The 15,092-nt window shown below is 54.2% G+C and carries 15 protein-coding genes and 1 tRNA gene; 15 read left to right on the forward strand and 1 reads right to left on the reverse strand.

The features are described 5' to 3' along the window. Positions 1-17 precede the first annotated feature (17 nt). The 10 genes from AC6I8V_RS04370 (at position 18) to AC6I8V_RS04415 (ending at position 7,374) form a co-directional block, all read left to right on the forward strand. On the forward strand, positions 18-749 hold the full coding sequence (locus tag AC6I8V_RS04370) for a S24 family peptidase (protein ID WP_497844702.1): 732 nt from the start codon (positions 18-20) through the stop codon (positions 747-749). Positions 750-1,160: 411 nt separating this feature from the next. Further along, complete coding sequence (locus AC6I8V_RS04375; RefSeq protein WP_497844703.1) at positions 1,161-1,439, forward strand: transcriptional antitermination N peptide; 279 nt, start codon at positions 1,161-1,163, stop codon at positions 1,437-1,439. 182 nt (positions 1,440-1,621) lie between these two features. Then, complete coding sequence (locus AC6I8V_RS04380; RefSeq protein WP_497844704.1) at positions 1,622-2,089, forward strand: glycoside hydrolase family protein; 468 nt, start codon at positions 1,622-1,624, stop codon at positions 2,087-2,089. Continuing rightward, on the forward strand, positions 2,086-2,427 hold the full coding sequence (locus AC6I8V_RS04385; RefSeq protein ID WP_497844705.1) for a DUF7940 domain-containing protein: 342 nt from the start codon (positions 2,086-2,088) through the stop codon (positions 2,425-2,427). The genes AC6I8V_RS04380 and AC6I8V_RS04385 overlap by 4 nt, the downstream gene beginning before the upstream one ends. Continuing rightward, positions 2,424-2,717, forward strand: coding sequence for a hypothetical protein (locus AC6I8V_RS04390; RefSeq protein ID WP_497844706.1), 294 nt, complete (start codon positions 2,424-2,426; stop codon positions 2,715-2,717). Before AC6I8V_RS04385 ends, AC6I8V_RS04390 begins: the two co-directional genes overlap by 4 nt. Before the next feature lie 4 nt (positions 2,718-2,721). Beyond that, positions 2,722-2,862 carry a hypothetical protein gene (locus tag AC6I8V_RS04395; RefSeq protein ID WP_497844707.1) on the forward strand — a complete coding sequence of 47 codons (141 nt, stop codon included), beginning with the start codon at positions 2,722-2,724 and terminating at the stop codon, positions 2,860-2,862. Between the two features lie 42 nt (positions 2,863-2,904). Next, entirely contained in the window at positions 2,905-4,653 is a 1,749-nt protein-coding gene (locus tag AC6I8V_RS04400) for a putative phage tail protein (RefSeq protein ID WP_497845763.1), read from the forward strand. A 161-nt stretch (positions 4,654-4,814) separates the two neighbouring features. Then, a tRNA-Thr gene (locus tag AC6I8V_RS04405) sits at positions 4,815-4,890 on the forward strand. 120 nt (positions 4,891-5,010) lie between these two features. Continuing rightward, the gene (locus tag AC6I8V_RS04410) at positions 5,011-5,241 is read left to right on the forward strand and encodes a hypothetical protein (RefSeq protein ID WP_497844708.1); all 231 of its coding nucleotides are present in this window, start codon (positions 5,011-5,013) and stop codon (positions 5,239-5,241) included. 177 nt (positions 5,242-5,418) lie between these two features. Further along, positions 5,419-7,374: a putative phage tail protein gene (locus AC6I8V_RS04415; RefSeq protein WP_497844709.1), complete on the forward strand. Its 1,956-nt coding sequence runs from the start codon at positions 5,419-5,421 to the stop codon at positions 7,372-7,374. 113 nt (positions 7,375-7,487) lie between these two features. On the opposite strand, the gene AC6I8V_RS04420 is transcribed toward AC6I8V_RS04415, so the two are convergent. Beyond that, on the reverse strand, positions 7,488-8,105 hold the full coding sequence (locus AC6I8V_RS04420; protein ID WP_497844710.1) for a YiiX/YebB-like N1pC/P60 family cysteine hydrolase: 618 nt from the start codon (positions 8,103-8,105) through the stop codon (positions 7,488-7,490). A 259-nt stretch (positions 8,106-8,364) separates the two neighbouring features. Here AC6I8V_RS04420 and AC6I8V_RS04425 point away from each other — a divergent pair, with 259 nt between their 5' ends. The 5 genes from AC6I8V_RS04425 to AC6I8V_RS04445 all read left to right on the forward strand — a co-directional run bounded on the left by AC6I8V_RS04425 (position 8,365) and on the right by AC6I8V_RS04445 (position 15,059). Further along, positions 8,365-8,829 (forward strand): DUF6130 family protein, encoded by a 465-nt coding sequence (locus AC6I8V_RS04425; RefSeq protein ID WP_497844711.1) that lies wholly within the window; start codon positions 8,365-8,367, stop codon positions 8,827-8,829. 1,183 nt (positions 8,830-10,012) lie between these two features. After that, complete coding sequence (locus AC6I8V_RS04430; protein ID WP_497844712.1) at positions 10,013-10,990, forward strand: glycosyltransferase family 2 protein; 978 nt, start codon at positions 10,013-10,015, stop codon at positions 10,988-10,990. A gap of 19 nt (positions 10,991-11,009) precedes the next feature. Then, positions 11,010-12,317, forward strand: a complete 1,308-nt coding sequence (locus AC6I8V_RS04435) for an oligosaccharide flippase family protein (protein ID WP_497844713.1) — start codon at positions 11,010-11,012, stop codon at positions 12,315-12,317. Continuing rightward, positions 12,314-13,309, forward strand: coding sequence for a glycosyltransferase family 2 protein (locus AC6I8V_RS04440; protein WP_497844714.1), 996 nt, complete (start codon positions 12,314-12,316; stop codon positions 13,307-13,309). Before AC6I8V_RS04435 ends, AC6I8V_RS04440 begins: the two co-directional genes overlap by 4 nt. A 460-nt stretch (positions 13,310-13,769) precedes the next feature. Further along, complete coding sequence (locus AC6I8V_RS04445; RefSeq protein ID WP_497844715.1) at positions 13,770-15,059, forward strand: HAAAP family serine/threonine permease; 1,290 nt, start codon at positions 13,770-13,772, stop codon at positions 15,057-15,059. The last annotated feature ends 33 nt before the right edge of the window (positions 15,060-15,092 follow it).

The raw sequence follows: 15,092 nt of genomic DNA on the forward strand, positions 1-15,092 counted from the left end.
TGGCAGATTATTAACTGATGGTTAAAAAAGAGAGTACGAGACAAGCTTTTACTGCCAGGCTCATTGCCGCGTGTGATAGCGCGGGGATTGTCGGACACGGACGGAACAAACAGGTTGCGAAAGCATTGCAGGAGCGGGGATGCCAGATCTCAACACCAGGGGTCTGGAAGTGGTTTAACGCCCAGTCAATTCCGGATGATGGCAACCTGCTGGCGCTGAGCCAGTTTTTAGATGTGCGCGTGGAGTGGTTACAGTTTGGCATGGAGAAACCGGCTGTCACGGTCACACGCCAACCGCTCAGCGATCAGCAGCCAATGTTCCGGGTGGAGAGCCTCGATATCGGGCAGCGCAGTGCCAATGGCATTGTGGCAAGTGGTCAACTGGTTGAGACCATTCAGGCGATTGAATTCGGTCTGGATGAAGCGCGCGTGCTGTTTAACGGGCGACCGGCGGAAAACCTCCGGTTGATAGCGCTGAACAACGATTCGATGGCGGGCACCTTCGCCCCGCGCGACCAGCTGTTTCTTGATATCAGCGTGCAGCGCTTTGACGGCGACGGTATCTACCTGTTCGCGCTGGATAAGCAGCTCTATCTGAAGCGTTTGCAGTTGCAGCACCGCAAGGTGGCGGTGATCTCCGACAACAAGCGCTATGAAACCTGGTATCTGACGCTGGAAGAGGCGACCACCCTGCATGTTATTGCCAGGGTGATCATGAGCCAGGCGCGCGATTATCAGTTTCCTGGCTAATCCGCGCTGTCTGTAAGGGGATAAAAAAATATTCCAGCTGAAATCAAAAATTTAACCGATGGTAAATAAAAAATTAACTGTCGGTGTTTGATAATGCATTAGAACCTGTTAATAATTTGAGCATGGAAGGACAACTTCTCAGCTCCCGGATGAGCTCGCTCTTAAACAATTTAGGCGCTGCACAAGCGCGATACATACCACCCAAAGTCAGTGGATTTTGGGATGGGGTGGATGCGCATTTTGCAGCGTCGTCAGCTGCCTCCTGTTATCACTCTCCTCTGCTTTTACCTGGCCGTCTCCACGGTCGGGCGGGCCGATTGCGAGCGATTTCAGGTGGCAACGGACGCTTCGGCTGAGCCGAAACGTCATGCCTGCCACCCCATCGCCAAAGACTCATTCACAGGAGGAGTTATGGCGATTATCCAATATGGCAAATCCGTCTTTAGCGGAAATGCTCGCACCCGCCGCCACCGGCGCCGTCAGTCCTTTAGTCGTCTCAAGCGCAGTATCGATAGCGCGCTCGGTCTCGAGCCTGTCAATCTCACGCTGCGCACTGCCGAGCGCATCTGCCAGCGTCAGATTTTGTCGCGGGTTGACCGTGCCGTGATGGCACCTTCGCCTGCCCGCGGCGACGTTGCTTCCTTCGATAACTGCTGCCTGCCCCATGTTCATCTCTACGCCGTGCGCTAACGCCTGCGCCACGGATCTTTTCCAGATTTAAGCGGAACGCCTGATTTGTCCCACTGTTTAGCCCTGCTTGAGCGTGGCGCGCCTGCGGCGTTGCGCTTCGGCCGGTCACTGAGCAGCGGAATTTATGTTTTTGCTACAAACGCCACCATTTTTGCGTTTGTGCTCGTCAAAGAGGACCGGTTATGAGCCAGATTATTGCGATTCTGAACTTTGAAGAGGGCTATCGGGAAGCGCCTTACCTCGATACCCAGGGCTTCCCGACGGTAGCGGGGGGGATTCGTATCGGGCCGAAAGGGGCCTCGCTCAGCAACTATATCTTCCAGGTGCCACGCGCCGTGGGCGACACCTGGAAGCAGAGCATTGTGGCGGGAAAGGTTCAGGAGATGCAGAGCCGCCCGCTGCTGCAACAGGCGCTGGCCCAGTGCAATGACGCCCGCAGCGATGTGCTTTACAGCATGGCCTATCAACTGGGGGTCGATGGGCTGACGCTGTTCAGAACCCTGCTCACCGCCATCACCCAGGCCGACTTTAATGACGCTGCGGATGCGATGCTGAACAGCCTGTGGGCGCGTCAGACACCTGGCCGCGCCCGCCGCCATGCGGAAGTGATGCGCAGCGGCACCTACGACATCTACCGGGGGCTGCTATGAGATGGTTACTTTTTATGATCGCCGTGCTGACGCTGGTCATCATCCTGCTTCTGCTCCAGCGCTTTACCACCCTGCAATTTGTCTCCCATGCCCGCCTGCTGTTTAAAACCTGGTCGGTATGGCTGGCTTCACTCGGTTCGATGCTGAGCGCCTGGGTGCAGTCGTTCCCGTCTTCCGCCGTTGATGCCTGGAACACCCTGCCGGAAGACGTCAAAGCGATTCTGCCGCACAACTACCTTGGCCTGATTGGCGCCTTTATGGTCGCCATGGGGGTGATGGCGCAGTTTGTACGGCAGAAAAACCTGCTGAAAGAGAAACAACAGGAGGGCAAATCATGACGTTGATCACCGCGCTGCTCGGCGGCAGCTGGCACTGGCTCGCCGCGCTGGGCGCTGTAATGGCGGCGCTGGCAGCCAGCTATTTCGGCGGCAGGAAGATTGGCAAGGTGCAGCAGCAGGCGAAGGCTGACACCGCCAGTGCGCAAAAAGAGGCAGCGCAGGTTGCGGCTGTCGCCCATCAACAGCAACAACACCGCGAGGAGGCGAAACGTGTGGAGACCAGCAACAGTAATCTTGATGATGCTGCCGCTCGTGACAAGTTGCAGCAGTCGAAATACAACCAACCCTGAACCGGTGGCCATCACCGATTCAGCCTGCACGATTTTTTCCCCGATCTACACCCACGGCGCTGATGCACAGCGGATGGATATCCGTACCGTGCGCGCCATCAACACCCATAACGAACTCTGGGATCAGCTCTGTACCCAACGCTGATCGCGCAGCTTTGTAAAATCTGCAATGCCTGAGGAGGCTATGATGATCGAAGTTAATTCATTTGCTGAACTGCGGACCACCTCGCCCACCAAAGCGGGCGACGTCGCCATGCTAAAACGCTACTACGACAAAGATTCCAGCTTCCGCGGGGGCGGGGATTTTGTCGGCTTTTTGGGCACCACTACGGCGAAGGACGATGGCGGTACGCTGGCGGTCGGTAGCGGTTTCTACTGGAAACGCACCATCAACGATCCGACTGAAGTGAATATTCTGCACTTTGGCGCGAAAGGGGACGGTACCACCGATGACACCGATGCGTTCAAACGGATGCTGAGCTGGACGCAGACCTACAACACCAACATCGTCGATATGTCGATCCGTTTCCCCGGCGGGAAGTTCCTGATCTCCCCCATCGACCTGAGCGCGACACAAATTGCCTTCTTTGGTTTGCAGGGCGATGACGTCGAGCTGGGCGCGCTGCCGCGTACCACCATCATCTCGGACAAAAGCGCCAGCACGGTGTTTAAGGTGCAGGCCCGTCGCACGGCGATCCAGGGGATTGCGTGGAATGGTCAGGCGACCGCCGACGTCACCACCAACACCGGGACCATCACCGCCGCCATGTGCAGCAACGTGCAGCCCTTCTTCGAAAACACCTGTATCGAAGGGGAAACGGTCAATATCCACTGCTTCCGCGCCCAGGGCACCGGCGGCACCGTGTTCAAACTTGTCGATACCCTCGACAGTAAGTTTGACCAGATCTACACCCTGAATACCTATTCACGCGTGTTTGATGTGAGCTGGTCAAACTCACCCAACGGCGTCTGGGATCACTCGACGGCGATAGAGATCTCTAACTGTAGCTTCCTCACCGGTTATGGGGATGCCACCCTGTATATGCCTCGGGTGACGCAGGGGATTCTGCGCAACGTGTGGATTGAACACACCCGCAACCCCGGCGATCTCTCGGACGGTGGCTGGACCATCGATACCCTGAACATTGAGGATTGCGGCAATCCGTTCAACCTGAATAATGCGCGCGTGATTATGCGGCAGATTAACCTGCAATCCGGCGGGAAGATCTCCAACGATCTGGTCGCCGGTAAATGGCTCTCAACCTTTGAATATGGCTATCGCCGCGATGAGAGCTACGGCAGCTTCTTATCCGGCTCGCTGCGCGCCGGTTATTTCAGTGGCTACAAGGTGACCAACAATACCGCGACCGATAACTGGTATCGCCTGGGGCAGCTGTTCTTCCCCAACGCCAACCAGCAATGGGTGATGGAGCTGATCGGTAAAGCCGATGCCACGCAGCCGACCGGCACCGCCGGTTCACCGGTGAACATGGCCGGTACCGGTAAGACCTGGATCAACCTGCAACGACTGGAGACGGTGTGGGCCGATGCCTGCCATATGGGGCAACCGGCGGTGCAGGATATTCGCTACAACCGGGTTGGCACCACCTATGCGGTGGTGTGGGTGAAGCTGAAAGCCAACAGCGGCGACACGCTGCTCAACCTGACCTGTACCGGACCGACGCGCTTCGATACCGGCTCCTGTTCGCTGTTCCAGTCGGACCTTTCCGTGGTGACGGATACCACCACGCTGGGTCCGTACAAACCGGCGGCCCGTTTTGGTCTGCATAACGGGCTGGCGGGTGTCGGTGCGAATGAAAAAGGGGTGCTGACGGTGGCGACCGCAGCTGGCACACCCACTAACGCAACCACGCCGACAGGCTTTGTGCTGGTTAACATCAACGGCGTCGACCATAAGGTCGCTTATTACGATTGATGGGCAGCACCTTTTTGACGAGGCTTCGGCCTCGCCTTTTTTTGCGTGTGGCGTGAGCGTTTTTGTCTGCGGGTGCGGAGAAAATCGGCCGCCAGCGGGCTGGCTCTTGACTCGTTTAGCGGTTTTTTTTAAGTTATTGCCCCGTAGTTCCCCGTCTCAATGCCGGTATAGCTCAGTCGGTAGAGCAGCGCATTCGTAATGCGAAGGTCGTAGGTTCGACTCCTATTACCGGCACCAGTCACGCGAATTCATTCTGCATTACCCGGTTACCGCTTTTACTGTTCGAACCCATAACCCCGTAGTTCCCCCTCTGAAGTCAATACGTTAGTCAATCCCACCTAAATCAAGGATATAACCATGCAAACAATCTCTATTGCTCTGACAAGCACCTGGACCCAACTCGCTTCCGGCACTGGCGTCGTCACCGCACAGCTGCGCGATGAGGGTTTCGCTGTTCTGTATATTGGCGACTCGGCGCCAACTGATACTTCTCCGTGTCTGCGTATACCTGCCGACGGCATCACGCTGGCGAGCGGAACCCAGGCGTGGGTGAAAGGTTCGGGTACGCTGGTCGCCGCCACCGTATAAGAGAGACAAACCTTTCCCCCTCCTGAATACACTGAAGTTGCACAAGATGCGCACCCGCGCGTACCTCCTGACGCTGCGCTGAACCCCCCGGCAAATTAACCCCCATCCCTCTACGTTCCATCACCGGCTGTGGTGAGGCTCACGCGCGTCTGAATTTCAACTGAGTAAGGACTGAGCATGTTAAAAATTGGCAATATTGAAGGGCTTACCGCACAGGAAGCCACCACCATCTCCCGGACAAATCTGGCTGGAGTGAGTACCTTCGCATCACTCAGAACCCGACAACCTGCATTTGAGGGTGAGCGTGTATGGATTAGCGGCCACACCAACGTCGGCTGGGGCGCTGGCTGGTTCAGGGGCCACCTGAGCACGGGCACGGATGACGGCGGTTACACGGCCGCCGGCAGTGGCTGGTACTGGGCGCGTGAGTGTGACCTGAACGATCTGACCGTTTGTGATTTTGGCGCGATTCCGGACGGCGTGACCGACGCAGGCCCGGCATGTACCGCGATGCTGGAGTTTATGCTGAGCGGCGTGGCGGTGGCGGTAGCTGGATTGAGCACCATCAAGCAGGCAGGCATCAAGTTTCCGGCGGGCACCTTCTACATTAAGCCCCTTGACTGGCGCAGGTACGGCACGCGCATCGCTTCGGGTTCGGCTGATCTCAAGTACTATCCCTCAGGATATACCGCCCACGGCGGCATCCGCATCCAGGGGATGAGCACGCCTTACGGTAAGCAGATCTTCACGCGGATTATCAGCGACGGTTCAGCCAGCACCGTGTTTCAGCTGAACCACCGCCGGATGATTGTCGAAGGCATCGCCTGGGACGGCCAGCAGACCACCGGCTACGACACCAGTACCTACCTGCTCAAAGGGGCAACCCTGGGGGTATTCAATGACACCGCCTCGAACAAACAGGGCTTTATGTCGAATGAGTGCGTGGCTGGCTGCTATATGTATCTGAAGAACTGTTCAGCCACCAACACCGGCTCCTACATGTTCTATGTGCTGGACACGCTGGACAGCATTGTTGAGCAGGTGTACGGCTCCGTAACCGCTGGTCCGGTGGTGCAGGTCGGCTGGTCGAACTACCCGACCGGCGTATGGGACCACAGCACCTCGCTGGAAATCCGTAACTGTAACTTCCTGACAAACCTTGCCCCGGCAATCTGGGCGCCGCGCTGCCAGCAGGCCATTATGCGTAACGTCTGGTTTAGTGGCCCTGGCACTACCCCGTTCGATATTAATAACGGTCAGTGGATTCTGGACATGGTGTGTATTGAAGGGTGTATGCAAAACCCGACGCTGTACGCCTGCAAGGGGCAGGGTAACGTAATTTCTGTTCCGACAGGCAATGCGCTGGATTACGACACCACTCCGAGCGGCGGCAGCTGGCAGAGTTACAGCGCAAACCCGGATGGCTCCAGCATTACGTCCTGGCTGAGCACTTACGAGCGTGGACACATCCGAGTGGAAAACCACGGTGTGGAACTGTTCGGCACGCTCAAGACGAAATGGACCTCAGGCGTGCTGCGCGGTACCAACAACTCAGCAAACCCGCTCTGGCTGAATATTGGGGCATTCTCTTTCCCGACGGTTGGGCAAATCTGGGAGATTGAGATTATCTGTCGCAACGGGTACAGCACCATCGGCAGCGGGAACTACAGCCCTGCGGGTGCGGACCGCACCCCCGGCAAGACGATCATCAAGTTGCAGAGAACCAGCGCGACCCAGCAGATTGTTCAGTACTGGCATGAGGGGGCCAGTGGCGTGACGGCGGTGCAGTATCCGAACAGCGCGTACAGCACCGATCTGACCGCGTTGTGGGTACGATTTGCCGCTTACACGGGCGAGTACGTCATCAACGCGAAAAGCACCGGCCCGACCCGGTTTGATGCCGGTACCTGCTCGCTGTTCACACCGGGCGGGGCAACGCAGGCCGCTTCGCCAGGTTTGAATGACGCTACGGCCCGCTTCAGTCTGCACAACGGCAGTGCCGGGGTCGGCGCTCAGGGTGCGCTGCTGGCGCTGGCTTCGGCGACAGGAACCCCTGCCAGTTCCGCGGCGGCTGGCGGATATCTCCAGGTGGTGATTAATGGGAATATTGTGTTTCTGCCGTACTACACGTAATCCCGCGCTAGCCCTGTCAGGCTCTGATGTCGCCGTCTGACAGGTTTTTTGCCTGGTGCACATGGATGCGCGCCAGGCAGCAACCCCCATCATTTTTCCGGCTGAACGGGATATTAAAGCTCGCCAACCTTGACCAGCACTGGCGCATTCGACATATCATTCGGGTTGGTTCCCGGCACGCCCTGCGGCACCTCTAATCCCTGTTTTTTATACAGCTCAATCCAGTAATCCGAAATCTGGCCGGTCTTTTTGTCTTTAAAATTCATCGGCTGGAGCGCAAAGACGTGGTGGCTGCGAAACGCGCGCTCAATAAAATCAGAACAATAAAAACTCTGTTCGTTGGGAATATAGGTGAAGTTGTAAGGGCGGCCCAGCATGGTTTTCGCTTTGGCGATAGCGGCCGGAATAAAGGGCTGGTAAGGCGCTTTCAGTCGATAAACCCAGATCTGCTTGTTGTTGTGCTGCTGATGTTGTTTAAACGCCGCCAGTGATTGCTGTTGTGAGCCATCGGTATCGGCGTGCAGCACGCTAACGCCGCTGGCGTCTTTTTCCAGCAGTCCGACGTGGTCAAAACTCAGCGCGGCCCCGGTATTGGTGGCGCTGTCGATTGCGCCACTCAACCCCTGCTGGCTGGCGGTAACAAAAAGCAGGTCGCCGTTTTCTAAGGTGACCGATGCCAGCGCAAGATGGCAGAAAAACAGACTAAACAGGGACAGGATAATTTTTTTCATTGGGATTTTTCTTTGAGTGAGCAGATAGGTTGAGCGAATCAACGCCCGGTGAAGGGTCCGGGATTTTTAGCGGATTTTCAAGTGTTCCCGCCAGGAGAGAATTGATAAACCCCACCCGCCGCCACATTTTTGTATCCCACTGTATCTCTCCGCGCCTCTCTTACAGCGCGATGCAGAACGCCCGTTAACGCAAACAAACCCTATACATCCGCGTGGTCTCCTGTGCAGGTCGTCATTTTGACCCAAAGGAGAAACCCCCATGTTACGTAAACTGATCCTTATCTCCCCAATTCTGTTCTCTTCCGCGACCTGCGCGTGGGCAGAGGCGTCAGGCGGCCTCAGCGCCGGCGATGTGCTGGGACCGGCTGGCGTGGCGCCACTCGAAAAACCCCAGCCGCCGGCGAGGTTGATTGTCGATGCGCCGCTGGCGGGGCCGCTGCGCAAAGGCGCGGTATTTATCCAGTACCGGGCAGAAAACCTGCGCATCGAACCGGTGTTCGGCCCGGAAGCAGTAAAGGTTACGCCACGCATTGGTCACATCCACGTCATCGTGGATGACAATCCCTGGCACTGGGCGGACGCCAGCGGGGAACCGGTGATTCTGGTGGGGTTGCCTGCGGGCAAACACAAAGTCACCCTCATCCTCGCGGACCCCACCCACAAGCCGCTGGATAGCAAAACCGTAGAATTTATCGTGCCCGAACATGCCGCTGCGCATCAGTAAGGCTGACAACGTTCGCTGACCCCTGATGGGTTAATCTCCCCGCGACCGGCCGCAGCGATGAATATTCGCGCTGCGGCATTTTATTGGGTCGAATAAAGTCATTCACGCGTTGTTGAAGTAGAGGCGCGTATAAGTGGAGAGGGTGAGATCGGGGGAAATAAGCGCGATAGCGCAATGGCTGGAGTTAGCTGGCACATCGCGCTGCATTTCCTCACACTTTTCCTGGTAAACCCACTGCGCAATGCTAATCAATCGGCAAATTCTCAATTCATTGCGGCTAATCTGTCGATAAAATTTCCGGTCTTAAATCCGCTGCGGAAATTCCGTTTTGGTCTTGCAGCCATTGATCTTATAACCGCCACCGGTAAGATTGCCGGGAAAGTTATGAATTAGATCGCATATTTTAGGTTCTGAGCCTGTTGCAGCGCGCATACGATATCCGCGCTGAATTAACGCCACCTGCCGTGCCGGGTAAAACATCACTCGCTGACGTAATGAAAGAGCAGGGCATACAGCAAGATCATTAATGTCATGATAATCGATGAGAAGGCCCGTCTATAGATGCACCTTTTCATCCCGGCATGACATCTCGGTAAAACCAGCCCGCACTGCCGCATCCGCATCTGATGCGGCGGCGAAATGAAGCCAGAAAAAAGTAAAGATAACCAACGCATTATCAGGTTGATAGAGATTGTCTGCTGCCCACCACGCGTGCATAGCAGGAATTTCAAGTGGCTGAAAATTAACTGAACCGTAAAAAGTTCAGCGAGCTTTCTATTGCCAGAAAATTGCGAATAAACGTTTTCAGTGCACTGGTAGCTGTAAGCCAGGGGCGGTAGCCTGTGTTATTTTCATCCCGAACAAAATAATTAACCTGTCCTGAATGGCTGGCGAAATTCTTAATAACGCTATGCGCAACGTTTTATTTTATCCCTGTGTTTATTTTGCTGAGGAAACTCCGAAATAAAGCTGAAATAAATGATTAGCCCGCTGCAAGCATCCTGTTTTATTCCTGACGGCCAGGTTATCAGGGGTTCATCGATGATGAATGTCAGCCAGGCAAAAGTCGTAAAGTGTACCCTTGCCTGGCCCGACGCTGGCTTTTTCCCCCTGAAAGGGGGATTCTCAGCGGGAACTGCCCGCTTTTTCACCTTCCATACGGTTTAAACGGTCCAGAGGTCACATGCTAAATCCTGTAAACGACGTTCTGCTGAGCGTCATTGTGCCGGTGTATAACGCCGCAGCTTATCTGGAGAGATGCATTGATAGCCTGCTACAGCAGGACGAATCGCGGTTTGAAGTGATCTTCATTAATGATGGCTCAACCGATAATTCCCTGTCTTTATTGCAAAATTACTCACATTGTTCGCACTTTCAGATTATCGATAAAGCCAATGGCGGTGTCTCCTCGGCGCGTAATCAGGGGATTCGCGCTTCGCGGGGCCGCTATCTTTGCTTTGTTGATGCCGATGATTTTCTGCCCGCCACGGCGTTTTCGACCTATATCCGTCTGATGCAGCAAGATATCTGCATGGTCGTCGGGGAGTCGCAGCACTTTACGCCGCAGGGCCAGCCGCTGGATTTTCCTGCTGCCTCGGCCCAGACGCGTGAGCTGGCCGTATCGGCGGCGATTAACGAGCTGCTTTATTTCAATCCGCGCCACGGCATTTGCGATAAGGTGTTTCGCGCCGATGTGATTCGTGAGCACCAGCTGCTCTTTAATGAAGAGATTTATAACTTCGAAGATCTGCTGTTCGTGATGAATTACCTCCACCTGCAACAACATCGTCAGGTGATCTTCACCAAAGAGGTGGTTTATCACTACGTGAAATCGGCGAACTCCGCCACGCGCTCGTCATTAAAGGAAAAGCATTTCTCCTTTGCGCGCTCGTTTAGCGGAATGAAAGATTTTTTATCTGCTCAGCATAATCGTTGTTATTACCATCTCTATCTGAAAGTGACCTCATCCTATATTTATAAGGCAATTCATAGTGATGGCTTCAGTCGCGCTTTTATTGATGAATATATTGCGCTCTATCGCCGTAGCTTTAAATCCTATTTCTCATCGGGGCTGATGATAAATCCCTGGAGCCTGTACTTCACGCTCTTTTTCCTCAGCCCGCGCCTGGTTTCGCGTCTGCGTAAGCTGGCAAAGAAATAATCTCCTCTGAGGTTACGTTGTGAAAGACAAATTAAAAAATTCCCTGTGGATGATTGCCGAAAAACTGATTGCGGTATTTGGTCTGATTTTCGTCACCTCCTATGTGGCGAAATACGTGGGACCAACCACCTTTGGCATTATCTCCATCTCGATGCTGGTGTTTCAGTTTGTGCAAACCATCGCCATTATGGGCAGCGATGTGATTCTGCTAAAACGTATTTCGCAGAACCGCCATTCCGGTATCCGGCTCATGATGTCGACGTTCTTCCTCGTGCTGGTGTTGTACTGCCTGCTGTCGCTGGCGGGCCTGCTGGTGATGCAGGAAGAGTTGAGTTCAGACGCGCTGGTATTTATCTGTGCTGCCGCCATCGCCTGTCTGTTTTCATCGATCGACCTGGTGAATATCTACAACGAGGCGATGCTCAATGCGCGCCTTAACGTGATGGCCAACGTCACCGGTCTGGTGATTAGCCTGACGGTGCGCTTCTTTATTTCGTACTTTTCGCTCGACCCTAAATATCTGGCGATCCCTATTGTGCTGGCGACGCTGATTCCCTTTGTTATCAAGACGACCGTTTTCCTGCTGTTCGACCAACATGCGCCGTTGCCGGCATTAAAACAGGTGAAGAAGTATTCGCGCTATATGGTGGCATCGGGTATTTCACTGATCTTTTCGGTGGTGGCGGTGGCGCTCTATACCCGCGTGAATCAGGTCAGCGTCTCTTATTTTCTCGGGGTGAAAGAGGCAGGAATTTTCTCGGTCGCCCTGACCTTATCCACCGCCTGGGTGTTTTTACCCAGTGCGTTACTGGCGTCATTTTATCCGTCGTTTTTTGCCGAGCGCGATCCCGACGAGGCGATTGTCAAAGCACAGAAGCTGCATCTGCTGGTGATTGGCGTGTCTGCGGTGGTGATTTTCGCTATCTGGTTATTGTCGGGCTGGTTTATTCGCGACTTCTACGGCGAGCAGTATCTGGATGCCGTTGCGCCGACGTTGTTTCTCAGCTTTGGCGCCCTGTGCGCGGTGCTGAGCAGCGTGATGGATCGCTTTATTATTAAGTACAACGGCTACCGCTATCTGGTGAAAAAAACCTTTGTCGTTTTAGTCATCTGTGTTGCGTCATCGGTATTACTGGTGCCGCATTTCGGTCTGACCGGTGCCGCGTTTAGCGTGGTATTGACCGAGTTTTTATCCTTTACGCTGCTTAATTACTTTTTCCCTGCGCAGCCGGTAATGCGTATTCATCAAATATTTTTCAACCCCAGGAAACTATGGCTGTTATTTAGCAATATTAAAACCTCAGACAGTAAAGAGAGTTTATCATGAATAAAAAGCCGTTATTTAGTGTAATCATCCCTGTTTATAATTCGCAAAAAACCATTAAACGAACCTTGCTGAGCGTGCTAAATCAGACGTTCAGCAATTATGAAATTGTGGTCGTTAATGATGGCAGCAATGACTTAAGCCAGAACATACTGGAAGAGTTTCGCCATTACCCGCAGGTTACCCTTATTCACCAAATGAATGCTGGCGTCAGTGCGGCGCGTAATAGCGCCCTGCAACTGTGCCGGGGTGAATATGTATTATTCCTTGATGCCGATGATTGGGTGGATGATAACTTCCTGATGGTCTTTAAACAGAACCTCGGTGCCTGGCCAGCACAATCCATCGACCTGATGGTCGGGAATCTGCATGACGACCGCGTTGGCAAAGTTTCGCAAGCCGGTTTCTTTGAGCATGAAGACATTCCCTTTGTGCTTGGCGAACTGGAGATGAGCGACAACATCGGCTATCTGCATAACAAATGTTATCGTCGCCAGATCATTGAGGATTTAGAACTGCGTTTTATGGAGGGGATCTCCATGAGCGAAGATTTGCTGTTCAACCTCCGGTTCTTTAGCTGCGTCAGCAACTTCCTGGTGATGCCGGGCACGGCCTATCACTACGAAGATGTTGAAGGGTCTCTCTCCAAACGTAAGGTGAATTACAATGAGCTAAAGGTGAGAAAAAAATCACTGACGGCCCTGTATGACGCCATCGTGGATAAATATAAGGAGAGCAACCTCGATTATTTCCTGAAAGGTATTTCCAAACGCGTATTAGCGCTGGATATGCAAATTGTCACCGCGATGTACCATTCATCCTTTTCACCCGGCGATATTGCCAGGGAAATTAATGAAATTAAGCGGGGGAGGTACTCAAAAGGTATTTTTATCCTGCTGAATAAAAATGAAAAGATGAAGTATATGATTATGAATTTGAATACTATCACAGCGTACTATTTTCTTTATGCCCTTTACAGAATGCGCGCATTCTGACCCTTTTTCCCCCGGCGTAGTCCTCTTCTGATTCTCTTTTATTTCACACCCGTTAAGGGCGTGATGCCACGTCTTGCTGTGGCTCAGAAGAGGGCTGCCTGCCGTGGGAGACCCACCTCTGGGATTACCCTGCTTACCCGCGTGGCGGCCCGACCGGGCTGCCATGCCTTCCCCATTCCCCTGCGATTTTCCTGCTTTTCCCTGCGTGTTCTTCCTTGCACTCTCTCTGCGTCTCAGGTCAAATAGCGCCCCAGGCAAACGGTTGCGTGCATGTTGTGTGCATAAATTGATGATTTATGCAGCATGTCGCGCGTAAGTTGCGCCTTAATGCGCGGTTTTTTGCGTTTAAACCATTGGTGGCGATGAAAAACGTATAGCATAAGGTCGTCGCGCCAACCGCGCCATGATTCGCAGCCGTTGCCGGCTGCGCTTTTGATCAAGAGTAATTCTGGAGAGACAGATGGAAACCTCACAAACTGGCACGCTTGAGGCCAGTGATGCGCCCGCGAAGGGCTGGCGTAAAAGTGACACCGTGTGGATGCTGGGTCTGTACGGGACGGCGATTGGCGCAGGCGTGCTGTTCCTGCCGATTAATGCCGGGGCAGGTGGTTTGATTCCGCTGATCATCATGGCGATCCTCGCCTTTCCGATGACGTTTTATGCTCACCGCGCGCTGACGCGCTTTGTGCTCTCTGGAAAAAATCCCGGCGAAGATATCACCGAAGTCGTGGAAGAACACTTTGGCGCTGGCGCGGGTAAGATCATCACGCTGCTCTACTTCTTTGCCATTTTTCCCATCCTGCTGATGTACAGCGTTGCTATTACTAACACCGTCGATAGCTTCATTGTGCACCAGCTGGGTCTGGTGTCGCCGCCGCGCGCGGTACTTTCGCTGGTGCTGATTGTTGGCATGATGACGGTGGTGCGTTTTGGCGAGCAGATGATCGTCAAAGCGATGAGCGTGCTGGTGTTCCCGTTTGTGGCGGTGCTGATGCTGCTGGCCTGTTACCTGATGCCCCACTGGCATGGCGCCGCGCTGGAGACTTTGTCATTCAGCCAGGGCAGCGGTGACAGCAATATCTGGATGACGCTGTGGCTGGCAATTCCGGTGATGGTGTTCTCCTTCAACCATTCCCCCATCATCTCCTCCTTTGCCGTCGCGAAACGCGAAGAATATGGCGCCGGTGCGGAGCCGAAGTGCTCCCGCATCCTGGCCAGCGCCCATCTGATGATGGTGGTGACGGTGATGTTTTTTGTCTTCAGCTGCGTCCTCAGCCTGTCGCCATCCGATCTTGATGCGGCCAAAGCGCAGAACATCACTATTCTGTCTTACCTGGCGAACCACTTTAATGTGCCGATGATTGCCTGGCTGGGACCGATTGTGGCGATGGTGGCGATCACCAAATCGTTCCTCGGTCACTACCTTGGCGCGCGTGAAGGCTTTAATGGTCTGGTGATTAAATCGCTGCGCAGCCGTGGCAAAAGCGTTGCGCCGCAGCGTCTGAATCGTCTCACCTCGCTGTTTATGCTGCTGACCACCTGGCTGGTGGCAACGCTGAATCCGAGCATTCTGGGGATGATTGAAACCCTGGGCGGGCCGGTGATTGCGATGCTGCTGTTCCTGATGCCGATGTATGCCATCCAGAAAGTCCCGGCGATGCGTCAGTTCAGCGGGAAGATCAGCAATGTGTTTGTGGTGATTATCGGTCTGCTGGCGATCTCTTCGATTTTCTATTCGCTGGTGAATTGATGGGTACGGTGGCGGATGGCCCGCCACCGTGCA

This window comes from Pantoea sp. X-Soil-TKNS-1207, assembly GCF_059730485.1.